The organism is Micromonospora sp. NPDC020750 (assembly GCF_044334565.1).
Classification (GTDB): domain Bacteria; phylum Actinomycetota; class Actinomycetes; order Mycobacteriales; family Micromonosporaceae; genus Micromonospora.
The window spans coordinates 21,079-45,925 of sequence record NZ_JBIRTH010000003.1 but is presented as its reverse complement, the minus strand read 5'-3'; the positions used below and the strand labels follow the sequence as shown (position 1 = coordinate 45,925).

The window sequence follows — 24,847 nt, the reverse complement described above, 5'->3', positions numbered from 1 at the left end:
CACCCGGATGACCGAACAACACCACCACCAGTCGACCCGGGGGGAACCCCGGGTCGCCCTCGTGACGTGCGCCGAGCTGTCCGACCTCGACCCGGACGAGCGGCTTCTGTTCGCCCCGTTGACCGGGCGCGGCGTTTCGGTCACCGTCGCCGTCTGGGACGATCCGGCGGTCGACTGGGCCGCGTACGACCTGGTCGTGATCCGCTCGCCCTGGGACTACGCGCTACGTCGCGACGAGTTCGTGGCCTGGGCCGACACCGTGCCCCGGCTGGTCAACCCGGCCGACGTGGTGCGCTGGAACACCGACAAGCGCTACCTCGGCGAACTGTCGGCCGCCGGCGTGCCCACCGTGCCGACCGGCTGGGTCCTGCCGGGGGAGAGCTGGGAACCACCGGCCACCCACGGCGAGTACGTGGTCAAGCCGGCGGTCAGCGCCGGCAGCCAGGACACCGGCCGGTACGACCTGGCCGACCCCGGGCACCGCGAGCTGGCCACGGCCCACGTGCGTCGGCTGTCCCGGGCCGGCCGGGTGACCATGGTCCAGCCGTACCTGACGGCGGTGGACACCGCCGGGGAGACCGCGCTGCTGTACCTGGCCGGACCGGACGGGCTCCGGTTCAGTCACGCGATCCGCAAGGGCCCGATGCTCACCGGCCCCGACCTGGGCCCCGACGGGCTGTACAAGGTCGAGGACATCAGCTCCCGGACGGCCACCCCCGACCAGCTCGCCGTCGCCGAGCGGACCCTGGCGGCGGTCCCCGGCGGGTCGGAGCGCCTGCTCTACGCCCGGGTCGACCTCATCCCGGGCCCCGACGGGTCACCCGTGCTGGTCGAGCTGGAACTGACCGAGCCGTCCCTGTTCCTCGGGTACGCCGACGGCGCCCCCGACCGCCTGGCCGAAGCGATCCTCACCCACCTGTCCCACCCCCGCTGAACCCAACCCGCCCCGCCCCGCCCTGCCCCGCCCCGCCCTGCGGGCCTGCGGGGGCGCGCCGCCCCGGTCGCGCAAATTCACGGAATGAGTGGCCCCGCACCCTCGCGGAGGCCACTCATTCCGTGAATTTGCGCCGCGTGCGGTCGGGCCTCGCGCGGGGTGGGGGGCGCCGGGGTCTCGGTCGGGTGGCGTTCCCGGGTCGACCAGAGCACCGCCAGGGTGGCGAGCAGGACCAGGCAGGAGCCGAGCATGTGCGCTGCGACCAGCACACCGGGCAGGTGGGTGAAGTACTGGACGAAGCCGATCAGGCCCTGACTCAGCTCCACGGCGACCAGCACGAGGGCAGCCCGCTCGGCCCGTCGGGCGCCGACCGCGCGGAACGCGAAGACCAGCGCCACCGAGAGCCCGATCAGCAGGAACACCCCGTCGGCGTGCACCTGCGAGATCGACTGTGGGTCGAGGCCGTTGCGGGCCGCGCCCTGGTCGCCGGCGTGCGGGCCGCTGCCGGTGACCCAGGTGCCGATCACCAGCACCGCGACGCTCACCACGGTGGTGACCAGCGCCAGCGTCCGCAGCGGCCCCGGCACCGTGGGCGCCGTCGGGCCGTCCGGCTCGCCGACGCGCCGCCAGAGCGCGTACGCCACCGCGATCACCGCCATCGAGGCCAGGAAGTGCAGGCCGACCACCCACGGGTTGAGGTTGGTCAGCACGGTGATCCCGCCGATCACCGCCTGCGCGGGGATGCCGAACAGCACCCCGACCGCGAGCGGGAGCAGGGCCCGCCGCCGCGCGCCGTGCAGCAGCACGGCCACCACCACCGCCAGCGCGATCGCGCCGACGGCGAAGGTCAGCAGCCGGTTGCCGAACTCGATGACGCCGTGCACGCCCATCTCCGATGTCGTCGTGTACGACGCGTCGGTGCACCTGGGCCAGGTGGGGCAGCCGAGGCCGGACGCGGTCAACCGGACCGCCCCGCCGGTGACCACGATGGCCACGTTCGCGATGATGGAGGCGAGCGCCAGGCGGCGCAGCAGGGTGGTGGAGGCCGGGAACCGGACGGATCGCTTCACGGGGCAAATCCTACGCAACGTAGTGGAGCCCGATCGGGTGACTCCGCCGCGCCGGTGGCTCGGATCACCGTCCCGGGTTTGCGGGCCTCCGGCGAATTACGTAACGTTGGCGTTGTGAAAAACGCGGCGGCGCTTTCCGGGCGACAGCCGGTGACCGGTCCGGTCACCGGTGCGCCCATGTCCGCCGGTTCCGCCGCGACCGACCTCTCCACCCGGGACCGGGTGACCCAGCTACTGCTGGAGCGGGGGGCGACCACCGCCGCGCAGCTCGGCTCGGCGCTCGGGCTCAGCCCGGCGGCGATCCGCCGGCACCTCGACGCGATGCTCGTCGAGGGCGACGTGACCGCCCGCGAGCAGACCGTCCGGGGCAGCCGGGGGCGGGGCCGCCCGGCGAAGGTGTTCGTGCTGACGGACGCGGCCCGGGGCCGCTGCGGCACCCACCACTACGACAACATCGCCACCGCCGCGCTCCGCTGGATCGCCCGCAACAGCGGTTCCAAAGCGGTGGAGGCGTTCGCGGCCGACCAGGTCGCCGCCCTGGAGGACCGCTGTCGGGCCGCCATGGAGGACGCCGGCGACGACCCCCTCGCGCGGGCCGAGGCGCTCGCCGGAGCGCTGACCGCCGAGGGCTACGCCGCCAGCGCGTCCACGATCGCCTCCGGCGGCCAACTCTGTCAGCACCACTGCCCGGTGGCGCACGTGGCCGCCGAGTTCCCCCAGCTGTGCGAGGCCGAGACCACGGTGATCTCCCGCCTGGTCGGCACCCACGTGCAGCGTCTGGCCACCATCGCGCACGGCGACGGGGTGTGCACCACGCACATCCCCGCCCAGCCGGGGCGTGCCCAGTCCGGTAGAACCGTCACCACTGTGAGGACAGATAGATGACCGAGCAGATCGTCCAGCCCCTGACCCAGGAGGAGCAGCTCGCTGCCCTCGGTCGCTACGAGTACGGCTGGTCCGACTCCGACGTCGCCGGCGCCACCGCCCAGCGCGGCCTCAACGAGGCTGTGGTGCGGGACATCTCGGCGAAGAAGAGCGAGCCGGCCTGGATGCTCGACCTGCGCCTGAAGGGTCTGCGGCTGTTCGGCCGCAAGCCGATGCCGGCCTGGGGCGCCGATCTCACCGGGATCGACTTCGACAACATCAAGTACTTCGTCCGGTCCACGGAGAAGCAGGCCACCAGCTGGGAGGACCTGCCCGAGGACATCAAGAACACCTACGACCGGCTGGGCATCCCCGAGGCGGAGAAGCAGCGGCTGGTCGCCGGCGTCGCGGCGCAGTACGAGTCCGAGGTGGTCTACCACAAGATCCGCGAGGACCTTGAGGAGCAGGGCGTCCTGTTCCTGGACACCGACACCGCGCTCAAGGAGCACGAGGACGTCTTCAAGGAGTACTTCGGCACGGTGATCCCGGTCGGCGACAACAAGTTCGCCGCGCTGAACACCTCCGTGTGGTCCGGCGGCTCGTTCATCTACGTGCCGAAGGGCGTGCGCGTGGACATCCCGCTGCAGGCGTACTTCCGGATCAACACCGAGAACATGGGCCAGTTCGAGCGGACGCTGATCATCGTCGACGAGGGCGCGTACGTGCACTACGTCGAGGGCTGCACCGCGCCGCTGTACTCGTCCGACTCGCTGCACAGCGCGGTCGTGGAGATCATCGTCAAGAAGAACGCCCGGTGCCGTTACACGACCATCCAGAACTGGTCGAACAACGTCTACAACCTGGTCACCAAGCGGGCCGTGTGTCACGAGGGCGCGACCATGGAGTGGGTCGACGGCAACATCGGCTCCAAGGTCACCATGAAGTACCCGGCGGTCTACATGACCGGCGAGCACGCCAAGGGCGAGGTGCTCTCGGTGGCCATGGCCGGCGAGGGCCAGCACCAGGACGCCGGCGCCAAGATGGTGCACGCCGCGCCGCACACCTCCTCCACGATCATCTCCAAGTCGATCGCCCGGGGCGGCGGCCGTACCTCGTACCGGGGTCTGGTGCAGGTGCTGGAGGGCTCGCACCACAGCCGCAGCACGGTCAAGTGCGACGCGCTGCTGGTTGACACCATCTCCCGCTCGGACACCTACCCGTACGTCGACATCCGCGAGGACGACGTGTCGATGGGGCACGAGGCGACCGTCTCCAAGATCAGCGACGACCAGCTCTTCTACCTGATGAGCCGGGGCCTGAGCGAGGACGAGGCGATGGCGATGATCGTGCGCGGCTTCATCGAGCCGGTCGCCAAGGAGCTCCCGATGGAGTACGCCCTTGAGCTGAACCGCCTGATCGAGCTGCAGATGGAGGGCGCGGTCGGCTGACCCGGCGCGGCCCCGACCCGTTGCGTCGCGTCGCGTCCAGCCCAACCCGCCCTCCGGTTGATGACACCGTCGTCGAAGAACAGACCAAGGAAGAGATGACTATCCAGGCTTCCGCGCCGCCCAGCACCAAGTCGCAGGCGCTCCGCTCGTACGACGTCGCCGACTTCCCGGCCCTCACCGGCCTGGAGGAGGAGTGGCGCTTCACCCCGCTCAAGCGGCTGCGCGGGCTGGTCGGCGAGGCCCAGGCCTCGACCGGCGCGGTCCGGCACGAGTACGGCGACCTGCCCTCCGGCGTCGCCGTCTCCCGGATCGGCAAGGACGACCCACGGGTGGGCAGCGTGCTCACCCCGGTCGACCGGGTCAGCGCGCTGGCGTACGGCGGTGCCGGCGAGGCGCTGCTGGTGGAGGTCGCCCGCGACGCGGTGGTCGGCGAGCCGGTGGCGCTGCGGGTGGTCGGCGACGGCGCCGAGCACCTGGCGTTCGGGCACACCTTCGTCGACGTGGGCCGGTTCGCCGAGGTGACCCTGGTGCTGGAGCACGTCGGCTCGGCGACCCTCGCCGACAACGTCGAGGTGTCGGTGGCCGACGGGGCGAAGCTGACCCTGGTCACCGTGGCCGACTGGGCCGCCGACGCGGTGCAGGCCCAGCACCTGCGGGTGAAGCTCGGCCGGGACGCCAAGGTGGTGCACATCCAGGTCAGCCTCGGCGGCGACCTGGTCCGGCAGTACACCTCGGTGGAGTACACCGGGCGGGGCGGCGAGGCCGAGCTGTACGGCGTCTACTTCGCCGACGGCGGCCAGCACCTGGAGCACCGCCAGCTCGTCGACCACAACGTGCCCGACTGCCGCAGCTACGTCGGCTACCGGGGCGCGTTGCAGGGCGCGGACGCGCACACGGTCTGGGTGGGCGACGTGCTGATCCGGGCCGAGGCGACCGGCACCGACACGTACGAGATCAACCGGAACCTGCTGCTCAGCGACGGTGCCCGGGCGGACTCCGTGCCGAACCTGGAGATCGAGACCGGCGAGATCGCCGGCGCCGGGCACGCCAGCGCGACCGGCCGTTTCGATGACGAGCAGCTGTTCTACCTGATGGCCCGGGGCATCCCGGAGGGCGAGGCCCGCCGCCTGGTGGTCCGCGGCTTCTTCGCCGAGATGATCAACAAGATCCCGGTCGAGGAGTTGCGCGAGCGGCTCGGTGACGCGATCGAGGCCCGGCTGGCCAGGACGGGCGCCTGATGATCCGGATCTGCGCCACCGAGGACGTGCCGAAGGGCACGGTGATCAGCGCCGACGTCGACGGCACGCAGGTCGCCCTCGTACACGGCGAGGACGACCGGTTCTACGCCGTGCACGACGAGTGCTCGCACGCCGCGGTCGCCCTCTCCGAGGGCGAGGTCGAGGGCTGCACCCTGGAATGCTGGCTGCACGGCTCCCGTTTCGACCTGCGTACCGGTGAGCCGACCGGGCTGCCAGCCACCGAACCCATTCCCGTCTACGCCGTCGAGATCCGCGACGGCGACATCTACCTTCCCGTGGGCGCCGACGGCCGCCCGATGCCGAGCAATGGAGTGACCCGATAATGAGCACCCTGGAGATCCGCGACCTGAAGGTGTCGGTCAAGCTGCCCGAGGGTGAGCTCAAGCCGATCCTGGCCGGCGTCGACCTGACCGTGAGGTCGGGCGAGACCCACGCCATCATGGGCCCGAACGGCTCCGGCAAGTCCACCCTGGCGTACTCCATCGCCGGTCACCCGAAGTACGAGATCACCAGCGGCTCGGTGACCTTGGACGGCGAGGACGTGCTCGCCATGTCCGTCGACGAGCGGGCCCGCGCCGGGCTCTTCCTCGCCATGCAGTACCCGGTCGAGGTGCCCGGCGTCTCGGTGGCCAACTTCCTGCGTACCGCCAAGACCGCGATCGACGGCACGGCGCCGAAGCTGCGCACCTGGGGCGGCGAGCTGCGCGGGGCGATGGAGCGCCTCCAGATGGACCCGGCATTCGCCCAGCGCAACGTCAACGAGGGCTTCTCCGGCGGCGAGAAGAAGCGGCACGAGATCGTGCAGCTGGAGTTGCTCAAGCCGAAGATCGCGATCCTCGACGAGACCGACTCCGGCCTCGACGTCGACGCGCTGCGCGTGGTCAGCGAGGGCGTCAACCGGGTCCGCGACACCGGCGACACCGGCCTGCTGCTGATCACCCACTACACGCGCATCCTGCGCTACATCAAGCCGGACTTCGTGCACGTCTTCGTCGCCGGCCGGATCGTCGAGCAGGGCGGCCCGGAGCTGGCCGACAAGCTCGAGGCCGAGGGCTACGAGCGGTACGCCGCCGGGGCCGGCTCGGCGCGGGCCTGAGGAAGGGGCCGGTCACGCAGATGACCACCATCACGATCCCCGAGGGGATGCCGCAGTTCGACGACGTGCCGCGCTTCGACGTGGCGGCGGTGCGTGCGGACTTCCCGATTCTCGACCGGGAGGTCAACGGACACCCGCTGGTCTACCTCGACAGCGCGAACACCTCGCACAAGCCGCGCCAGGTGCTCGACGCGCTCGCCGAGCACTACGCGCTGCACAACGCCAACGTGTCCCGCTCGGTGCACACGCTGGGCACCGAGGCGACGGAGGCGTACGACGGCGCGCGGGCGAAGATCGCCGCGTTCGTCAACGCGCCGAGCGTGGACGAGGTGGTGTTCACCAAGAACACCACCGAGGCGATCAACATCGTGGCGTACGCGTTCTCCAACGCCTCGCTGCGGCCCGACGCCGACCCACGCTTCCGGCTCGGCCCCGGCGACGAGATCGTGATCTCCGAGATGGAGCACCACTCGAACATCGTCCCGTGGCAGTTGCTGGCCGAGCGCACCGGCGCGACCCTGCGCTGGTTCCCGGTCACCGACCAGGGTCGGCTGGACGAGTCGGGGCTGGACGAACTGGTCACCGAGCGGACGAAGATCGTCTCGCTGGTGCACATGTCGAACATCCTCGGCACCGTCAACGCCACCGCCCGGATCACCGCGCGGGTCCGCGAGGTGGGGGCGCTGCTGCTGCTCGACTGCTCGCAGTCGGTGCCGCACCAGCCGATCGACGTGGTCGACCTCGACGCCGACTTCATCGTCTTCACCGGGCACAAGATGTGCGGCCCCACCGGCATCGGCGTGCTCTGGGGCCGGGGCGAGCTGCTCGCGGCGATGCCCCCGGTGTTCGGCGGCGGCTCGATGATCGAGACGGTCACCATGGCCCGGTCGACGTTCGCCGCCCCGCCGGCCCGGTTCGAGGCGGGCACCCCGCCGATCGCCGAGGCCGTGGCGCTCGGCGCGGCGGTGGACTACCTCACCGGGATCGGCATGCGGGCGATCCAGTGGCACGAGAAGGAGCTGACGGCGTACGCGTTGGACGCCCTCGCCACCGTGCCCGACCTGCGGATCTTCGGGCCGACCGTGCCGGTTGGCCGGGGTGGGACGATCTCGTTCGCGCTCGGTGACATCCACCCGCACGACGTGGGCCAGGTGCTCGACTCGCTCGGCGTGCAGGTGCGCGTCGGTCACCACTGCGCCAAGCCGCTGTGCACCCGGTTCGGCGTGCCGGCCATGACGCGGGCCTCGTTCTACCTGTACACCACCACCGAGGAGATCGACGCCCTGGTGGGCGGTCTGGAGCAGGTGCGGAAGGTGTTCGACTGATGCAGCTCGACCAGCTCTACCAGGAGATCATCCTGGACCACTACAAGCACCCGCACGGCCGTGGCCTGCGTGACGCCGAGGACCCGGCCGACCAGGTCGCCGAGGCGCACCACGTCAACCCGACCTGCGGCGACGAGGTGACCGTCCGGGTCGCCACCGACGGCGACGTGCTGCACGACATCTCGTACGACGGCATGGGCTGCTCGATCAGCCAGGCGTCGGCGAGCGTGCTGCACGAGCTGCTGCGGGGTCGGGGCGCGGGTGAGGCGTTCACGGTGCATGAGGCGTTCGTCGAGTTGATGTCCGGCCGTGGCCAGGTCACGCCGGACGAGGACGTGCTCGGTGACGGGGTGGCGTTCGCGGGTGTCGCGCGCTACCCCGCCCGGGTCAAGTGCGCGCTGCTGCCGTGGATGGCGTTCAAGGACGCCGCGGCACGCGCCGGGGTGGGCGCGAGCCCGGAGGTGAAAGCATGAGCGGGCGTCAGCGAGCGAATCATCGGCACAGTGCCGGCACAGCTCATGCCGGTGCCGAGCGAAACGAGGGGACGGCATGAGCAGCGAGGAAACTGCCACTACGCCGGGCGCCGGCGCCGTGGCGACCGACGGTGCGGCTCCGGCCACCGAGGGCACGACCACGTCGGCGGCCAACGGTGCGGCGGCCAACGGTGCGGCGGCCAACGGTGCGGCGGCCGGCGGCAAGGCCGCTGTCGCTGACGTCGAGGAGGCGATGAAGGACGTCGTCGACCCGGAGCTGGGCATCAACGTGGTCGACCTCGGCCTGCTGTACGGCGTCCACGTCGACGACGACAACGTCGCCACCCTGGACATGACGCTGACGTCGGCAGCCTGCCCGCTGACCGACGTGATCGAGGACCAGACCCGGCAGGCGCTGACCACCGGCCCCGGCGGGGGACTGGTCGACGACATCCGGATCAACTGGGTCTGGCTGCCCCCGTGGGGGCCTGACAAGATCACCGACGAGGGACGCGACCAGCTCCGTTCCCTCGGCTTCAACGTCTGAAGTCGGCCCGCACCACGTATCGCGCCGCGAGCGTGTCCCCGCCCAGGGGGGACGCTCGCGGCGTTTTCTTCGTCCGGCCCGCCTGCTCCGCGTCGCGCCCCGGCGGCCCCACCCACTCTCAGCCCGCCCGCCCGGTCTGCCGCCCGCCTGGCCGCCTGACCCGCCGGCTCCTGACATGTCGGGGCGCAGATCGCGTCACCCTCGCGCCCCCACGGTCGCCGCCCTGCGGGCGACACGTGCTACGCCACCTTTGCTCTGCTGCCCCCCATGCAACGCTCGCGGAGCGTGACGATCCCTGCCGTCCGTCCGTGCTGGCCTGCGACGTGAAGCGGCTGCTCAGTGCCGGTGTTGCGCTGACGGCAGCAGAGCAAAGGGGGCGAGTCCATGTCGGTGCCCCGAGGCAGCGGGCCGACGCAGCGTGACCATGCGCACGGGTGGTGCCGCCAGAGGCGCGGTAGCCAGGAAATCGCTGGCGAGCCGAAGGGGTCAGGGCCGATGATGAGTCCATGATCGAGGCGTACTCGAAGCAGGTCCCTGTCCGCGCGGCCGACACCGCGCCCCGACAGCGGACCTCGCCCGGTGGCGTCTCGACCCGCCGCACTTCGTCATGACGGCGGCGTTCCTCGCCGGCCTGGTGGCCGGCTACGGCGTCGCCGTGCCCGTCGGCGCGATCGCCGTGCTGATCCTGGGGCTCAGCGCGCGGACGTCGTTCCGGGTCGGTGCCGCCGCCGCGTTCGGTGTGGCGACCGCAGACGGTCTCTACGCCGCCGTCGCCGTGCTCGGTGGGGTGGCGGTCGCCGATCTGGTGACCCCGATCGCCGGGCCGCTGCGGCTGGTGGCGGCAGCCGTGCTGTTCGCCCTCGCCGGGCACACCGCGTGGCGGGCGCTGCGCCCGCGCCCCCCGTCCGCCGGTGCGGGCGGCGGACGGGGCCTCGGCACCCCCGGGCGGGCCTTCGCCGGGGTGCTGACGCTGACCCTGCTCAACCCGGCGACGGTGGTCTACTTCGTGGCGCTCGTGCTCGGACACGGCGAGGCGGTCGGCCCGGACCGCCCATCCGCCGCCCTCTTCGTGGCCGGAGCGTTCCTCGCCTCGGCGAGCTGGCAGTTGCTGATCGCCGGCGGCGGAACCCTGGTCGGCCGGGCGCTGACCGGGCCCCGGGGCAGGCTGGTGACCGCCCTGGTCTCCAGCGCGATCATCGGGGCGCTCGCGGTCGTCATGCTGCTCGCGCGCTGACCGGGGCCGTTCGGCCGATCGGGCACCGCGACCGGAACCGGATGCCGCTCCCGGCGCGGCCCGGTGGTGCCGTACGGTCGGGCGGTGACCAGTCGACCCGCAGCAGGGGGCGGCCGGTGGGTCGAGGTCGACCCGGCCCGTGTCGCCCGCTGGGCCGAGGGCTTCGCCGACCGGCACGGCCCGCCGACCACCACCCTCCAGGAGTACGGCCTGCTGCTCGCCGCCCCGGACGGGGCGACCGCAGAGCTGCACGCCCCGCCGGGCGTACCCCCGACCCCCGACGTTGCCGGGTTCGTGGCCGCCGTCGTCGCGCCGCGCCGGATCGGGCTGCTTCTCGCCCGTAAGGGCGCGGTGGCGGTCGGGATCGCCGAGGGGGGCGACATCGTGGTGTCCAAGGTCGACACCCGGTACGTGCAGGGGCGCACCGCCGCGGGCGGCTGGTCCCAGCAGCGCTTCGCCCGCCGCCGGGACAACCAGGCGAAGGCGGCGCTGGGCGACGCGGTCGAGCTGGCCGTCCGCCTGCTGCTGCCCGAGGCCGCCACGCTCACCGCCCTGGTCGGCGGGGGCGATCGGCGGGCGGTGGACACCGTGCTGGCGGACCGGCGGCTGGCCCCGCTGGCCGCGCTGCGCGCCGACCGGCTGCTCGACGTGCCGGAGCCCCGGCACGCGGTGCTGGTCTCCGCGGTGGACGCGGCCCGCGCCGTGCGGGTCCTGGTCCGGGATCCCGGGCCGGCCGCCCCCTGACCGATCGACGCGGGTGCCCGGGCCACTAGGCTGGCGGCAGCGCGCGAAGGGGGTCGGGATGGAGGCGACGGACGGCGTCTCCGGTGGCGCCGGCCCGGGCGGGGAGCGTCTCGGCGACCGGATCCGCCGCCTGCGCACCGCCCGAGGGCTGACCCAGCAGCAGGTCGCCGCGCCCCGGTACACCCGGGCGTTCCTCGGCGCGATCGAGTCCGGCACCCGTACCCCCAGCCCGGAGGCGCTGGCTCACGTCGCGGACCGGCTCGGGTTGCCGGTCGACGACCTGCGCTACGGGCGGCCGGCCGACGCGGCGGCCCGACTGGGCGGGGAGCTGGCGGCGGCCCGGCGGGCACTGTCGGCCGGCGATCTCGACGCCGCAGACCGCGCGCTCGCCGACATCGGTCGCCGGGCCGACGACTACCACCTGCCTGAGGTGGGCGGCTGGGCGCGGTACTACGCGGCGGAGGCGGACCTGCACCGGGGTAGGGCACCGGCCGCCGCGGCGGGCTACGCGCGGCTGGCGGCGCAGCCGCCGGCGGACTGCCCCGCGTTGCGCGCGGCGGTGCTCGCCCGGCAGTCCTACTGCCTGCTCGTCGACGGGGACGCCCCCCGCGCGGTGGCCGCGCTCGAGGAGGGGCTGCGGGAGCTGCGGGCGTCGACGCCGGTGGACCCCGACGCCGAGCTGCGGCTGACCAACGCGTTGATGTACACGTTCCTGGAACTGAGCTGGCGACACCGGGCCCGCCGGCTGGAACGGGACGCGCTGCCGCTGCTGAGCCGGGCCACCCGGGGGGAGTGGGTGGCCCAGTTCTACGCCGTCGCGGGCCAGCTCCGGCGCGACGGCGAGCTGGACGAGGCCGACCGCTACCTGCGCGAGGCGGTCCGCCGCTACGCCGAGCTGGGACTCACCCGGGAGATCGCGCTGTGCCACTGGGCCCGGGGGTACGTGCTGCGCCGGGCCGGGCGGCCCGGCGAGGCCGGTCCGGAGCTGCGCCGGGCCCGGGAGATGCTCGGCGCGGTCGGTGCCGTGCTCGACCACGCGGGGGCGACCCTGGAGCTGGCCGAGTCTCGCCGCCGGGAGGGCGCGTTGGACGAGGCGGAGGAACTGGCGGGGGAGGCCGCCCGGACGGCGGCCGAGTATCGGCACCGGGAGCTGATGGCGGAGGCCGACCTCGTGCTCGGCCTGGTGCGCGCGGGCCGGGGCGCCGGCGAGGATGCCCGCCGGTTGCTGTCCCGGGCGGCCGACCGGTACGAGCAGGCCGGGCTGATGGGGGAGGTCGTCGTCGCCTGCCGACACCTCGGCGAGTCGCTGCTCGCCGAGGGGGACCGCCCGGGGGCGGCCGAGGTGCTGCGCCGGGGCCTGCGCGCGGCGGAGCGACTGACGTGAACGCCCGGCGCGCGGTGGGGTGCGGTGGGACGGCTGACGCGGGTGACCGGCGCGCGGCGGGGCGGCGTCGGTGACGCAGCGACGGGACCAGGTGGGTGCCCGCCTCCAGCAGCTGCGCGCCGCGCGAGGGCTCACCCAGCGAGCCCTGGCCGAGCCGCGCTACACCGCGGCCTACGTCTCCGCGGTGGAGGGCGGCCGGCGCACCCCCTCGGCAGACGCCGTCGCCCACTTCGCCGAGCGGCTCGGAGTCACCCCGGTCGACCTGACCACCGGCCGCTCCCCGGCCGAGGTGGTGGGCCTGCACCTGCGGCTGGTCGAGGCCGACTGCGCCGGGCCGGCCGATCCCGCCGGGGCGGGCACGGGCTACCGGGAGGTGATCTCGGCTGCCGCGTCGCTGGACGCCCCGGTCCTGGTCGCCCGGGCCCGGCTCGGCCTCGCCGGCCTCGCCCTGCGGCGGGGGGACGCCGGCGAGGCGGCGGCGCAGCTCGAACGGGCCGAGGAGTTGCTGGCGGAGGCGGCACCGCACGTCCGCGCCGAGGCGACCGCCGTCCGCGCGGTGCTGGTGGGCCGCGGTGGCGACCTCCGGTACGCGACGTACCTGCTGGCGTCGGCCCGGGACGGGCTGGTGCGGGACGGTTATCCGGATCCCGCTGCGCTGCTGACCCTGCACGCGGAGCTCGCGGTCTGCCATCTCCAGCTAGACGACGAGCCGGCTGCGGCGGAGACTGCGGCGGAGGCCCTGGCCCTGACGGTGCTGGCCGAGCCGGCCCGGGTGGCCGGGCTGCACCTGACGGTGGCGGGCAGCCTGCTGGCCGAGGGGCGCACGGCGGAGGCTGCCACGGCGGTGGAACAGGCCCGGCAGGCCGCCCGGCAGGCCACGCTGGACGTGCAGTTGGCGTCGTGCCACCGGGCCCGTGGGCGCGGCCGGTGGGCCGCCGGGGACGTCCCGGGCGCGCTGGCGGATCTCACCACCGCGTACGACGCGCTGCGCGCCGCCGGCCAGCCAGGGCTGGCCGGGGACGCCGCGGTCGAGTTGGCCGAGGCGTACCGGGCGCTCGGACGGCCGGCGACGGCGGACGCCCTGGTGGGGGAGGTGCTGGACCGGGGCGGCGAGGGTCCCGGCGCCGCCCGGGCGGCGCGGGTGCGCGGACTGCTCCGCGCGGACGCCGGCGACCGGCCCGGGGCGGAGCGCTACCTGCGGGCGGCGGCCGAGGGGTTCCGCGCCGCCGGCCGGCGGCGCGAGCTGGCGGGCACCGTGCTGGCGCTGGCCGATCACCTCGCCTCCGCCGGCCGGCCCGCCGAGGCGTTGGACCTGATGCGTGAGGGGTTGCGCGCGGTGGAGCGGCTCGGCGAGCGCCCGCCCTCGGCGGTGCGCCCGGCCACCTGACGCCCGCCAGCCGTCCTCGGTCGCCCACTGCCGGGTGTGGCGGGCCGCCCGCCGGCCACCGCCCTGGCACGGCAGCCTGGTCGGCCGCTCAGTCGCGGGCCCAGAGCGCCGGCGTGTTCGGCGGTTCCCAGCCAGCCTGGGCGGTGTGCGCCTGGAGGCAGCGGTAACCGGCGCCGCCGAACGTCACCCGGTCGCCGGCCCGGTACGTGGTCCCCGCCGCCCAGGTGCCCGACGGCGGCGGGGTGCCGGTGGGGCTGGCGGTGGGGGAGGGGGAGGGGTTCTGCGGCACGTTGAGCACGAAGTCGAAGGTGGCCTCCCGACCGCCGTCCACCGCGCGCACGGTCATCAGCAGGGCCGGGTCGAACAGCGAGTCGGTGCTGTTGCGGGGCTCGCCGGGGAAGTAGAGCTGGGTGGTGAGCACCGGCCGGCCCGGGGCCTGGACCTTGACGTGGATGTGCCGGGTCCGGCCGGGGTAGAGGCCCGGCACGATCGTGGTCAGCCGGTATGCGCCGGCCGCGTCGGTGAACTGGTGCCCGCGAAACCGGTAACCGGCGTTGTCGTAGCCGCCGTTGGTGTCGGCCTGCCAGAAGTCGAGCAGCACGTTGGGGATCGCCTGGCAGCCCAGGCCGAAGACGTAACCGCTGACGGTCAGCCGGGTGCCGACCGTGCCGGCCTCGATCAGGGAGGTGCGGCGCGGCGAGTTGGGCTTGAAGTAGGGGCCCTCCATCTGCGCCGGCGTCGGGTCGTCGCCGTCGTCGCACATCGGGGTGGGCGTCAGCGCCGGCCCGGCGGGGCTGCCGCCCGTCGCCAGCGCCCGCGCCGCGCCGCCGAGGAGCAGCGGGGCGGGCAGGGTGAGGGCCACGGCCCTCAGCACGGTCTTGCGGGTGACACCGGTGGTGTCGCGGGGCTCGTCCGCGCCGGTGGATGCGCCGGTCATGGCAGCTCCTTGTCGCTCGGTGGTGACCTTCCGAGCCGACCCGGTCGGGCCGGCCGCTGCCACCGACCCTAGGGAGACCTATCCGTCCGCGTCGATGTGATCGATGCCCGGGTCGTGGTGTTTTCCACCGTGCAGACGGAAGCCGCCGGGGGTGTCGCCGACCTCGCGGCGGAAGAACCGGCAGAAGTAGGCGGCGTCGGCGAAGCCCAGCCGGGCGGCGATCCGTGCCACGGTGAGGTCGGTCTGGACCAGCAGCCGCTTCGCCTCCAGCACCCGGGCCCGGCGGATGAGCTGGGCCGGGGTGGCGCCGGTGGCCCGGGGGACCGCCTCGTTGAGGTGCCGCACCGAGACACCGAGGCGGCGCGCGTAGGCGTGGGTCGGTGCGCCGAGCAGGGCCGGCTCGGCGAGCAGTTCGTCGAAGCGGCGGGCCACCGTCGCGGCCCGGCCCGCGTGCGCCGGGCCGTCGCCGCACGGATGAACCGCAGGTCCGGCCGGCGTCGAGCGGCCCACCTCGACGACGAGGATGTGCAGGTACGCCCGTAGCACGCTGCGGCAGCCCGGCTCGGCCCGGCGTCGCTCCCCGGCCATCCGTTCCAGCACCGACCGGATCCGGACCGCGTGTGCGGCGTCACGCGGGTGCCACGAGCGGTGGCCCGAGCGGTGCAGCGCGTCCCGGTCGCCCGGGTCGGCCAGCAGGAACTCGGGGGTGCACAGCACGACGTCCCCCCGCAGGTCGTCCGCGTCGCGCCAGTGGTGCACCTGGCCGGGGGTGACAAGGAAGAGCTGGGGCGGCCGGACGGCGTACGCGACGAGGTCGACGACGTGGGTGGCGTGCCCGTGGGTCACGTACACCAGCTCGTAGAAGGTGTGCCGGTGCGGGAAGTCGGCGCGGGACAGCGGCCCGAGCTCGGCGAAGGAGCCGACGGCGAGCGGGAGTTCGTCGGACGCGGGGACGTCCAGCTCGTGCCGGGGCAGCGCCGGCGGTGGGCCGGTGGCTGTCCGGCGGCGGGCCGGGGCGGGCAGGGCCGGGGCGGGGCGGGGCGAGGTGGACAACGGCCACTCCAGGCGGTCACGGCAGCCGGATGCGGCCGATCGGGAAACGCATTGACGCATCCGGATACCTCACTTACCGTACTGGCAACAGAGTTAACAACAAAAGTTGGCTCGCCGGTAGCGCGGCGGGCGGGCGGTCAACCGCGCCCGCCGCCCACCCGGTTCCTCCCCCGTCCCCGAGGAGATCCCCATGCGCCGACGACCCGCCACCATGGCCGTCGCCTTCCTGGGCGCCGCCGCCACGGTGCTCACCTTCACCCTGACCGCGCAGGCCGACCCCGGTGCCGGTCCGGCCGCCGGTGGCCCGGCCGGCGTGGCGGCCCCCGACGGCATCGCGCCGGAGATGTTCGCCGCACTCCAGCGGGACCTGCGGCTGACCCCGGGGCAGGCCCGAGCCCGGCTCGACACCGACGCCCGGGCCGGCCGGGTCCAGCAGGTGCTGATGGCCACCCTCGGCAGCCGCTACGGGGGCGCCTGGGTGACTCCCGACGGCGCCGCCGTGAGCGTCGGAGTCACCACCGCCGCCGACGCCGCGACGGTGCGTGGTCTCGGCGCGGTCCCGGTGCGGGTGCGCCACGGCGAGCAGGCCCTGGCGGCGGTGGTGGACCGGCTGGACCGGCGGGCCGGTGACGTGCCCGACGGGGTGGTCGGCTGGTACGCCGACCTGCCCACGAACAGCGTCGTGGTGCTGGCCCGACCCGGCGGCGACGCCGAGGCCGAGGCGTTCGCCGCCGGCGCGCCGGCCGGCACGGTCCGGGTCCAGGCCACCACGGAGGACCCCCGGCCGTACGCCGACGTGATCGGCGGCAACGCGTACTACATCGGCAGCAGCCGCTGCTCGATCGGCTTCTCCGTGCAGGGCGGGTTCGTCACCGCCGGGCACTGCGGTAGCACGGGTGCCCGGACCTCCCAGCCGGGCGGCACGTTCCGGGGCTCCACCTTCCCCGGCCGGGACTACGCCTGGGTGCAGGTGGATGCCGGTAACACCCCGCGCGGGCTGGTGAACAACTACACCGGCGGCACGGTCGCCGTGGCCGGCAGCACCGAGGCCGCCGTCGGCGCGGCGGTCTGCCGGTCCGGGTCCACCACCGGCTGGCGCTGCGGCACCATCCAGCAGAAGAACGCCTCCGTCACCTACCCCGAGGGCACCGTCTCCGGGCTGACCCGCAGCAACGCCTGCGCCGAGCCGGGTGACTCCGGCGGTTCCTGGCTGGCCGGCAGCCAGGCCCAGGGGGTCACCTCCGGCGGCTCGGGCAACTGCACCAGCGGCGCCACCATGTACTTCCAGCCGGTGAACCCGATCCTGGCCGCGTACGGGCTGAGCCTGATCACCTCCGGCGGCCCGACGCCCACCCCCACCCCCACCGGCACCGGCAATCCGCCCGGTGACACGACCTGGCAGGCGGGCACCTCGTACGCCGCCGGGGCGACGGTGATCTACGGCGGCCAGTCGTACCGGTGCCTGCAGGGGCACACGGCCCAGGTGGGCTGGGAGCCGCCGATCGTCCCCGCCCTGTGGCAGCAGGTCTGAGTCCTCTCGAGGGACGGGACGGGCCCGGTCGCCGTGGTGGCGACCGGGCCCGTCCCGCGGGTACCGGGGCGGCGGGTCAGAGGCTGCCGCCGAAGGTGTCGCAGGACTTCGGGTCGCCGGTGTCGTACCCCTTGGTGAACCACTGCCTGCGCTGCTCGGACGTGCCGTGGGTGAACTCGTCCGGGTTCACCGGGCGGCCCGAGCGCTTCTGGATGGCGTCGTCGCCGATCTTCTCGGCGGTGTCGATGGCCTGCTGGATGTCCTGCTCGGTGATGCTTTTGAAGATCTTCTGGCCCTTCTCGTCGGCGGTGCCGGTGGCGTTCTTGGCCCACGCGCCGGCATAGCAGTCGGCCTGGAGTTCCAGCTTCACCGACAGCGCGTTGGCGTTGTTCGGGTCGCGCTGCTGCTGGCGGCGCATCTGTGCCTCGGTGCCGAGCAGGTCCTGCACGTGGTGGCCGTACTCGTGGGCCAGCACGTACGGCTGGGCGAACTCGCCCTTCGCGCCGAGCTGGTCGGCGAGCTGCTGGTAGAAGGTCAGGTCGATGTAGACCAGGTCGTCGGCGGGGCAGTAGAACGGCCCGACGCCGGAGTCGGCCTGGCCGCAGCCGGTGTTGACGCCCTGGCTGAAGAAGACGGTCTTCGAGGCCCGGTACTGCTCGCCGAAGACCTCCGGCAGCGCGGTGCGCCAGTACGCCTGGATCGAGTTGACGTAGAGGGTGTTGCGGCAGTCGAGCTGCTTCAGGGCGTCCTCGGCCGAGCACTTCTGCGTGAGCGAGGTGTTGTCGCCCTGCTCGGAGCCGCCGTCTCCGCCGGTCATCGCGTTCAGGCCGAAGCCGCCGCCGACCAGGGCGACCAGCACCGCGACGATGATGCCGACGATGCCGCCGCGCCCACCGCCGATCGGGATGGGGATGCCACCCAGGCCGCCGCCTCCTCCGGACCCCCGCCGATCGTCCACCTGACTGGTGTCGACCCGCGCGTTCTCGTTCAGCTCCATGTTGACCCCGATCACCGATTCATCACGTTTGGCGGTTGCGGTACCGGACCGGGTCCGGACGGCGTTTCTGGTACCCGATGATCTTGATCGGTAACCGTGGCGGCGTCCTCGGGGACGCCCGGTACAATTGCGGCGTGCTGCTCTGCGAAGGCTGAACCGCCCCGCGCCGACGGGAACCATCGACCCGCCGGCGCTTTCGCGTGCCCTGAGTCAGCCCTTCCAGACCTCGAGAGCGAGCCCCTCAGATGATCACTGCCACCGGCCTGGAACTGCGCGCCGGCGCCCGGATCCTGCTGTCCGACACCACCCTGCGGGTGCAGCCGGGCGACCGCATCGGCCTGGTCGGCCGCAACGGCGCCGGCAAGACCACCACCCTGAAGGTGCTCGCGGGGGAGGGGCAGCCGTACGCCGGCCAGATCGATCGGCGCAGCGCCGTCGGCTACCTCCCGCAGGACCCACGCACCGGTGACCTGGAGGTCACCGGCCGGGACCGGGTGCTCTCCGCCCGGGGCCTGGACGTGCTGATGGCCCAGATGCAGGAGGTCGAGGCCAGGCTCGCCGACAGCGTCGAAGACAAGCTGGTCCGCCGCTACGGCGCCCTGGAGGACCAGTTCGCCTCCCTCGGCGGGTACGCGGCCGAGGCCGAGGCCGCCCGGATCTGCGCCAACCTCGGCCTGCCCGACCGGGCCCTCGCCCAGACCATCGGCACCCTCTCCGGCGGTCAGCGCCGCCGCATCGAGCTGGCCCGGATCCTGTTCCGCGACGCCGGGGAGAACGGCGGCGGCATCCTGCTGCTCGACGAGCCGACCAACCACCTCGACGCCGACTCGATCACCTGGCTGCGCGGCTTCCTCGCCAACCACAAGGGCGGGCTGATCGTGATCTCCCACGACGGCGCGTTGCTGGAGTCGGTGGTCAACAAGGTCTGGTTCCTCGACGCCACGCGTTCCGTGGTCGACGTCTACAACCTGGGCTGGAAGGCGTACCTGGAGGCGCGGGAGACCGACGAGCGGCGTCGCCGCCGGGAGCGGGCCAACGCCGAGAAGAAGGCCGGCGCGCTGATGGCCCAGGCCGACAAGATGCGGGCCAAGGCCACCAAGACCGTCGCCGCGCAGAACATGGCACGCCGGGCCGAGAAGCTGATCTCCGGGCTGGAGGAGGTCCGGGTCTCCGACAGGGTGGCCAAGGTCCGCTTCCCGAATCCCGCGTCGTGCGGCAAGACGCCGCTCACCGCGTCCGGGCTGTCCAAGTCGTACGGCTCGCTGGAGATCTTCACCGACGTCAACGTGGCGGTTGACCGGGGCTCCCGGGTGGCCATCCTCGGCCTCAACGGCGCCGGCAAGACCACCCTGCTGCGGATGCTCGGCGGCCTGCTCAAGCCGGACACCGGCGAGGTGCACGCCGGGCACGGGCTGCGGCTGGGCTACTACGCCCAGGAGCACGAGACCCTGGACGTGAACCGGACGGTGCTGGAGAACATGCGCGCCGCCGCCATCGAGCAGACCGACACCGAGCTGCGGAAGATCCTCGGCGCGTTCCTGTTCTCCGGCGAGGACGTGGACAAGCCGGCCGGGGTGCTCTCCGGCGGGGAGAAGACCCGGCTGGCCCTGTCCACCCTCGTCTGCTCCGGCGCCAACGTGCTGCTGCTCGACGAGCCGACGAACAACCTCGACCCGGTCAGCCGGGAGCAGGTGCTCGACGCCATCGCCAACTACCCGGGTGCCATCGTGCTGGTCACCCACGACCCCGGAGCGGTGCTGGCACTCAAGCCGGACCGGGCGATCCTGCTCCCCGACGGCGACGAGGACGCCTGGAGCGACGACCTGCTCGAACTGGTCGAGCTGGCCTGAGCCGCCCGCCGCGCCGGTCGCGGAGCAGTGCTGGGCGGAAAGCGAAATTACGCACCTTTCGGGAAGCGCCGCACTCCCTGACCTCCCGGCGGGGCGGGGTCAGGCGGTCAAATGGGTCAGCACGCCGGAGCTGACCAGGATCACCATGCCGATGGCGACGAAGACGGCCGGGACCAGCCAGTGGCCGGCCCGGCCGACCAGCCGGACCACCGCCGGGTGGCCGCCGAGGCCGGCGGCGACCGCGCACCACAGCCCGACCAGCGCGGCGAACACCACCAGCCAGACCAGTCCGTCGACCGGGTCGAGGGCGCGGAACACCGGCACATACACGGCGATGTTGTCGGCGCCGTTGGCGATCGTCACCCCGGTCACGCCCAGCAGCCCGCCGACCACGGCCGGCGGCTCGGCGTCGGCGTGCCGGGCCAACAGGGCGCGCACGCCGAGTGCGATCGGCAGCAGGCCGAGCAGGCCGGTCCACGGGTCGGGCACCACGAGCAGCCCAGCGGCGACCACCACGGCGGCGGCGACCAGCGCGCCGATGCCCAGGTACTGGCCGCCGACGATGTGCCACGGCCGGGGCCGCCCGGTGCTCCGGGCTGCCACGAAGAGCACGGTCAGCACGATGACGTCGTCGACGTTGGTGGCGGCGAACACCAGCGCCGCGGCGGCCGCGGTCGCGATCAGGTCGGTCACGCCAGGCAGGGTACGGCCGCCGCGCGCCCGCCCCGGCTGCCGCCCGCAGGGGCACAGTCAGCCGTCCGCAACCGTCACCCTATCGGTTAACCGACACTGCATAGCGTGTCGGTTGGCGAATAGTTGATATCTGGCGCATGATCGTTCGAGGCGGTCTAATAGGTGGGACCGTATCCGAACCGCACAGTCTGGGACGTGAGGAATCAGCATGGCAGCCACTGGCACAGCCACCAGCACTGAGAAGGGTCGCCGGATCGTCGGAGCCGAGCGTCAGACGCTCGCCAAGGACCTGGTAAAGCGGTACACCTCGGGGGAGAGCATCCGCGCGCTCGCGGCCTCCACCGGGCGTTCCTACGGGTTCATCCACCGGGTGCTCACCGAATCCGGCGTCCAGCTGCGTCAACGCGGCGGCGCCCGGCGTCGCAAGAAGGCGTGACCCGCCCACCGACGTCGTCCACCAGCGCCGTCCCCCGGGCCGCCCGGTGACCCCCGGCGCGGCCGGGGTACGACTCGACTGCGACGGGCCGGTCGCGACGGTCACGTTGTGCCGGCCCGACGTGCTCAACGCCCAGACCCCGGCGATGTGGCGCGCGATGAGCGACTTCTCCCGCGACCTGCCCGGTGACGTGCGGGTCGTCGTCGTGCGCGGCGAGGGGCGGGCGTTCTCCGCCGGTCTCGACCTGTCGGTGGCCGGTGCCTCCGGCCCAGGCTCCTTCGCCGAGCTGGCCACCCTGCCCGAGCAGGAGTGCGCCGACCAGATCGCGGAGTTCCAGGGCGGCTTCACCTGGCTTCATCGGCCGGACGTGATCTCGGTGGCGGCCGTGCAGGGGCACGCCATCGGCGCCGGGTTCCAGCTCGCGCTCGCCTGCGACCTGCGGGTGCTGGCCACCGACGCCAAGGTCTCCATGGCCGAGGTGACCCTGGGCCTCGTCCCCGACCTGGCCGGCACCAAGCGGCTGGTCGAGCTGGTCGGCTACGCCCGCGCCCTGGAGATCTGCGCCACCGGCCGGCGGATGGACGCCGCCGAGGCCGACCGGCTCGGGCTGGCCACCCTGGTGGTGCCGAACGCCGAGCTGGATGCCGCTGTGCGTGACCTCACCGCCGGTCTGCTCGCCAACGACCGGAACGCCGTGGTGGAGATCAAGGCGCTGCTCGCCGGCGCCGCCGGCCGGTCCCACGCCGAGCAGCAGCGGGCCGAGCGGGAGGCCCAGACCCGCCGCCTCCGAGACCTCGCCGGCCGCGGCGAATAGCCGCGCCGGGCAGGCCGGAACGGTCTCGCCGGGCGGTCCGGACAGTAAGGACTGCCCGGGAAGATTCGGGTTACGGCCGAGGTTGTCGTAGGCGTCGGGAGAATCGACCTGACGGCACGAGTCCGCCCACGACCCGGAGGTGACGCGCGATGTCTGACGGCGGCATGGCCGGCTGGAACATGATCCGGTCGATGCGCAACCGGGACGAGGTCTCCGCCCACCAGCTCAAGAGCGGCACCGCCCGGCGGATCGTCGAGTTCGCCCGGCCCTACCGGCGGGACATGGTCGTCTTCCTGGTCACCGTGGTGATCGCCGCGGTGATCGGCGTCGCCACCCCGGTGCTCGCCGGTGACGTGATCAACGCGATCAGCCGCAGTGGCCCGGACGCCGGGTCGACCGTGGTCCGGCTGGCCCTGGTCATCGCCGCCCTGGCGGTCGCCGACGCGCTCTTCTCGCTGGCCCAGCGGTGGTACTCGGCCCGGATCGGTGAGGGAATCATCCTCGACCTGCGGACCCGGGTCTACGACCACGTCCAGCGGATGCCGCTGCAGTTCTTCACCCGCACCCAGACCGGCGCGTTGGTCAGTCGGCTCAACAACGACGTGATGGGGGCGCAGCGGGCGTTCACCTCCACCCTCTCCGGGGTGGTCAGCAACGTCATCCAGCTGGTGCTCACCGCCGTGGTGATGCTGACCCTCTCCTGGCAGATCACCGTGCTGTCGCTGATCCTGCTGCCGATCTTCATCATCCCGGCCCGCCGGGTCGGCCGACGGCTGGCCGACATCACCCGCGAGTCGTACGACCTCAACGCCAAGATGAGCGCCACGATGACCGAGCGGTTCGGGGTGGCCGGGGCGCTGCTGGTCAAGCTGTTCGGGTCGCCCGACATGGAGGCGCGCCGGTTCGCCGGCCGGGCCGAGCGGGTCCGCGACATCGGCATCCAGTCAGCCATGTACTCCCGGACGTTCTTCGTGGCGATGCTGCTGGTCGCCTCGCTGGCACAGGCGCTCACCTACGGCCTCGGCGGCTGGCTGGCGGTCACCGGCGGTGTCAGCGCCGGCACGGTGGTGACACTGGCGCTGCTGCTCACCCGCCTGTATGGCCCGCTGACCGCGCTGTCCAACGTCCGGGTGGACGTGATGAGCGCGCTGGTCTCCTTCGACCGGGTCTTCGAGGTGCTCGACCTGCGCCCCGGCATCGAGGAGAAGCCGGACGCCGTCGCCGTGCCACGCGGCAACGGCCGGGTCGAGTTCCACGACGTCCGGTTCCGCTACCCGAGCGCCGCCGAGGTGTCGCTGGCCTCCCTCGAAGAGGTCACCACGCTGGACCGCACCGTCAACGAGCCGGTGCTCAAGGGCGTCTCGTTCGCCGTGGAGCCGGGTCAGATGGTGGCCCTGGTCGGCCCGTCCGGGGCCGGCAAGTCCACCCTGTCCATGCTGGTCTCCCGGATCTACGACGTCAGCGACGGCCAGGTGCTGGTCGGTGGGGTCGACGTCCGGGACGCCACGCTCGCCTCGCTGCGCGACGAGATCGGCGTGGTGACCCAGGACTCCCACCTCTTCCACGAGACGATCGCCGAGAACCTGCGTTACGCCAAACCGGGCGCCACCGACGACGAGATCTGGGCGGCCCTCGCGGGGGCGCAGGTCGCCGACCTGGTCCGGTCGTTGCCCGACGGGCTGGCAACGACCGTCGGCGAGCGGGGGTACCGCTTCTCCGGCGGCGAGAAGCAGCGCATCGCGATCGCCCGGCTGCTGCTCAAGGCCCCGTCGATCGTGATCCTCGACGAGGCGACCGCGCACCTGGACTCGGAGAGTGAGGCGGCGGTGCAGCGGGCCCTGTCGGTGGCGCTGACCGGGCGTACCGCGTTGGTGATCGCGCACCGGTTCTCCACCGTCCGGGACGCCGACCAGATCCTCGTCCTCGACGAGGGCCGGATCATCGAGCGGGGCCGGCACGAGGAGTTGGTTGCTGTCGGCGGGCTCTACGCCGAGCTGTACCGCACCCAGTTCGCGCTGGCCGAGTCGCCCGCCCCGTACTTCGACGCGACCGGGCGGGAGACCGTGATCACCATGCCGATGGCCAACTACGTCGCCGACGAGGCGATGCCCCCGGCCACCGCCAACTGACCGGCCCGCCTGCCGGCACAGGTCAGGCCGGCCAGGTCAGGCCGGGGTGGCGGTCGCGGCGCGTAGCTCGCCGAAGGCCACGCCCAGGGTCTCCGCCGTGAAGTGGGCGTTCAGCCCGCTCGGGTTGGGCAGCACCCACAGCCGGGCGTCGCCGAGCAGTTCCGGCTGCGGCCCGAAGGCCGCCTTCGGCCGACCGAACCCGATCCGGTACGCGGTCACCCCGACCACCGCCACCCAGGCAGGCCGGTGCCGCCGCACCTTGTCGGCCAGGATGTCTGCCCCGTCGACCAGCTCGGTGGCGGTCAGCTCGTCGGCCCGGGCGCTGGCCCGGGCGACCATGTTGGTGATGCCCAGCCCGTACCCGGGCAGCGCGTCCTGCTCGCTCGGGTGCAGCTGCCGGGGTGTGAAGCCGCCCCGGTGCAGGGCCGGCCAGAACCGATTGCCGGGCCGGGCGAAGTGCCAGCCGGTCGCCGCCGACCAGAGCCCGGGGTTGATCCCGACGAAGAGCACGGCCAGCCCCGGCGCGATGACGTCGGGGATCACCCGGTCCGCCGCGGCGACCAACTCCTCCCGCGTCGGCCGCCGGCCCCGGTCCACCCCGCCGGCCCTGGCTGGGGCCGCTCCGGCGGGCTTCGCTCCGGT

General features: G+C 73.3%; 24 protein-coding genes. 18 read left to right on the top strand and 6 right to left on the bottom strand.

Translation table 11 applies throughout. The features are described 5' to 3' along the window. Positions 1 to 7: 7 nt before the first annotated feature. Complete coding sequence (locus ACH4T9_RS10425) at positions 8 to 934, top strand: RimK family alpha-L-glutamate ligase (protein ID WP_396670811.1); 927 nt, start codon at positions 8 to 10, stop codon at positions 932 to 934. 77 nt (positions 935 to 1,011) lie between these two features. Here ACH4T9_RS10425 and ACH4T9_RS10420 read toward each other — a convergent pair whose 3' ends face one another. Continuing rightward, positions 1,012 to 2,022 (bottom strand): heme A synthase, encoded by a 1,011-nt coding sequence (locus ACH4T9_RS10420; protein ID WP_396670810.1) that lies wholly within the window; start codon positions 2,020 to 2,022, stop codon positions 1,012 to 1,014. A gap of 96 nt (positions 2,023 to 2,118) precedes the next feature. Between ACH4T9_RS10420 and ACH4T9_RS10415 the strand changes: the two genes are divergently transcribed. The 12 genes from ACH4T9_RS10415 to ACH4T9_RS10360 all read left to right on the top strand — a co-directional run bounded on the left by ACH4T9_RS10415 (position 2,119) and on the right by ACH4T9_RS10360 (position 13,765). Next, entirely contained in the window at positions 2,119 to 2,889 is a 771-nt protein-coding gene (locus ACH4T9_RS10415) for a helix-turn-helix transcriptional regulator (protein WP_396670809.1), read from the top strand. Beyond that, positions 2,886 to 4,316 carry a Fe-S cluster assembly protein SufB gene (sufB, locus tag ACH4T9_RS10410; RefSeq protein WP_387023901.1) on the top strand — a complete coding sequence of 477 codons (1,431 nt, stop codon included), beginning with the start codon at positions 2,886 to 2,888 and terminating at the stop codon, positions 4,314 to 4,316. The genes ACH4T9_RS10415 and sufB overlap by 4 nt, the downstream gene beginning before the upstream one ends. A 95-nt stretch (positions 4,317 to 4,411) precedes the next feature. Further along, the gene (gene sufD / locus ACH4T9_RS10405) at positions 4,412 to 5,554 is read left to right on the top strand and encodes a Fe-S cluster assembly protein SufD (RefSeq protein WP_396670808.1); all 1,143 of its coding nucleotides are present in this window, start codon (positions 4,412 to 4,414) and stop codon (positions 5,552 to 5,554) included. Beyond that, positions 5,554 to 5,898: a non-heme iron oxygenase ferredoxin subunit gene (locus ACH4T9_RS10400; RefSeq protein ID WP_387023905.1), complete on the top strand. Its 345-nt coding sequence runs from the start codon at positions 5,554 to 5,556 to the stop codon at positions 5,896 to 5,898. Before sufD ends, ACH4T9_RS10400 begins: the two co-directional genes overlap by 1 nt. Further along, complete coding sequence (gene sufC, locus ACH4T9_RS10395; protein ID WP_387023907.1) at positions 5,898 to 6,671, top strand: Fe-S cluster assembly ATPase SufC; 774 nt, start codon at positions 5,898 to 5,900, stop codon at positions 6,669 to 6,671. Before ACH4T9_RS10400 ends, sufC begins: the two co-directional genes overlap by 1 nt. A 20-nt stretch (positions 6,672 to 6,691) precedes the next feature. After that, positions 6,692 to 7,996 carry a cysteine desulfurase gene (locus tag ACH4T9_RS10390; RefSeq protein ID WP_396670807.1) on the top strand — a complete coding sequence of 435 codons (1,305 nt, stop codon included), beginning with the start codon at positions 6,692 to 6,694 and terminating at the stop codon, positions 7,994 to 7,996. Further along, positions 7,996 to 8,469: a Fe-S cluster assembly sulfur transfer protein SufU gene (gene sufU / locus ACH4T9_RS10385; protein ID WP_396670806.1), complete on the top strand. Its 474-nt coding sequence runs from the start codon at positions 7,996 to 7,998 to the stop codon at positions 8,467 to 8,469. Before ACH4T9_RS10390 ends, sufU begins: the two co-directional genes overlap by 1 nt. 76 nt (positions 8,470 to 8,545) lie before the next feature. Continuing rightward, the gene (locus ACH4T9_RS10380) at positions 8,546 to 9,016 is read left to right on the top strand and encodes a metal-sulfur cluster assembly factor (protein ID WP_396670805.1); all 471 of its coding nucleotides are present in this window, start codon (positions 8,546 to 8,548) and stop codon (positions 9,014 to 9,016) included. A 607-nt stretch (positions 9,017 to 9,623) separates the two neighbouring features. Then, positions 9,624 to 10,250 (top strand): LysE family transporter, encoded by a 627-nt coding sequence (locus tag ACH4T9_RS10375; RefSeq protein ID WP_396670804.1) that lies wholly within the window; start codon positions 9,624 to 9,626, stop codon positions 10,248 to 10,250. A gap of 84 nt (positions 10,251 to 10,334) precedes the next feature. Further along, the gene (locus ACH4T9_RS10370) at positions 10,335 to 10,994 is read left to right on the top strand and encodes an acVLRF1 family peptidyl-tRNA hydrolase (RefSeq protein ID WP_396670803.1); all 660 of its coding nucleotides are present in this window, start codon (positions 10,335 to 10,337) and stop codon (positions 10,992 to 10,994) included. 58 nt (positions 10,995 to 11,052) lie between these two features. Continuing rightward, entirely contained in the window at positions 11,053 to 12,378 is a 1,326-nt protein-coding gene (locus ACH4T9_RS10365; protein ID WP_396670802.1) for a helix-turn-helix domain-containing protein, read from the top strand. A gap of 70 nt (positions 12,379 to 12,448) precedes the next feature. Then, positions 12,449 to 13,765, top strand: coding sequence for a helix-turn-helix domain-containing protein (locus ACH4T9_RS10360; protein ID WP_396670801.1), 1,317 nt, complete (start codon positions 12,449 to 12,451; stop codon positions 13,763 to 13,765). An 88-nt stretch (positions 13,766 to 13,853) separates the two neighbouring features. Here the strand turns inward: ACH4T9_RS10360 and ACH4T9_RS10355 are convergent, their stop codons facing one another. Further along, positions 13,854 to 14,702 (bottom strand): carbohydrate-binding protein, encoded by an 849-nt coding sequence (locus tag ACH4T9_RS10355; protein WP_396670800.1) that lies wholly within the window; start codon positions 14,700 to 14,702, stop codon positions 13,854 to 13,856. A gap of 78 nt (positions 14,703 to 14,780) precedes the next feature. After that, a complete protein-coding gene (locus tag ACH4T9_RS10350) occupies positions 14,781 to 15,755 on the bottom strand; it encodes a helix-turn-helix domain-containing protein (protein ID WP_396670799.1) in 975 nt (324 codons plus the stop codon). Positions 15,756 to 15,945: 190 nt separating this feature from the next. On the opposite strand from ACH4T9_RS10350, the gene ACH4T9_RS10345 reads away from it, so the two are divergent. Then, positions 15,946 to 17,286, top strand: a complete 1,341-nt coding sequence (locus tag ACH4T9_RS10345) for a carbohydrate-binding protein (protein ID WP_396670798.1) — start codon at positions 15,946 to 15,948, stop codon at positions 17,284 to 17,286. A 76-nt stretch (positions 17,287 to 17,362) separates the two neighbouring features. On the opposite strand, the gene ACH4T9_RS10340 is transcribed toward ACH4T9_RS10345, so the two are convergent. Beyond that, on the bottom strand, positions 17,363 to 18,283 hold the full coding sequence (locus ACH4T9_RS10340) for a neutral zinc metallopeptidase (RefSeq protein ID WP_396671446.1): 921 nt from the start codon (positions 18,281 to 18,283) through the stop codon (positions 17,363 to 17,365). Positions 18,284 to 18,528: 245 nt separating this feature from the next. Between ACH4T9_RS10340 and ACH4T9_RS10335 the strand changes: the two genes are divergently transcribed. Beyond that, positions 18,529 to 20,133: an ABC-F family ATP-binding cassette domain-containing protein gene (locus ACH4T9_RS10335; RefSeq protein ID WP_396670797.1), complete on the top strand. Its 1,605-nt coding sequence runs from the start codon at positions 18,529 to 18,531 to the stop codon at positions 20,131 to 20,133. Positions 20,134 to 20,232: 99 nt separating this feature from the next. Here the strand turns inward: ACH4T9_RS10335 and ACH4T9_RS10330 are convergent, their stop codons facing one another. Beyond that, entirely contained in the window at positions 20,233 to 20,826 is a 594-nt protein-coding gene (locus ACH4T9_RS10330) for a cadmium resistance transporter (RefSeq protein WP_396670796.1), read from the bottom strand. 208 nt (positions 20,827 to 21,034) lie between these two features. On the opposite strand from ACH4T9_RS10330, the gene ACH4T9_RS10325 reads away from it, so the two are divergent. From ACH4T9_RS10325 to ACH4T9_RS10315, 3 genes are all read left to right on the top strand, one after another. After that, a complete protein-coding gene (locus tag ACH4T9_RS10325; RefSeq protein WP_007462679.1) occupies positions 21,035 to 21,262 on the top strand; it encodes a helix-turn-helix domain-containing protein in 228 nt (75 codons plus the stop codon). Positions 21,263 to 21,308: 46 nt separating this feature from the next. Continuing rightward, positions 21,309 to 22,076 carry an enoyl-CoA hydratase/isomerase family protein gene (locus tag ACH4T9_RS10320; RefSeq protein ID WP_396670795.1) on the top strand — a complete coding sequence of 256 codons (768 nt, stop codon included), beginning with the start codon at positions 21,309 to 21,311 and terminating at the stop codon, positions 22,074 to 22,076. 149 nt (positions 22,077 to 22,225) lie between these two features. Continuing rightward, positions 22,226 to 24,205 carry an ABC transporter ATP-binding protein gene (locus tag ACH4T9_RS10315; RefSeq protein WP_396670794.1) on the top strand — a complete coding sequence of 660 codons (1,980 nt, stop codon included), beginning with the start codon at positions 22,226 to 22,228 and terminating at the stop codon, positions 24,203 to 24,205. A gap of 36 nt (positions 24,206 to 24,241) precedes the next feature. Here ACH4T9_RS10315 and mug read toward each other — a convergent pair whose 3' ends face one another. Beyond that, positions 24,242 to 24,802 carry a G/U mismatch-specific DNA glycosylase gene (gene mug, locus ACH4T9_RS10310; protein WP_396670793.1) on the bottom strand — a complete coding sequence of 187 codons (561 nt, stop codon included), beginning with the start codon at positions 24,800 to 24,802 and terminating at the stop codon, positions 24,242 to 24,244. Between the last annotated feature and the right edge of the window lie 45 nt (positions 24,803 to 24,847).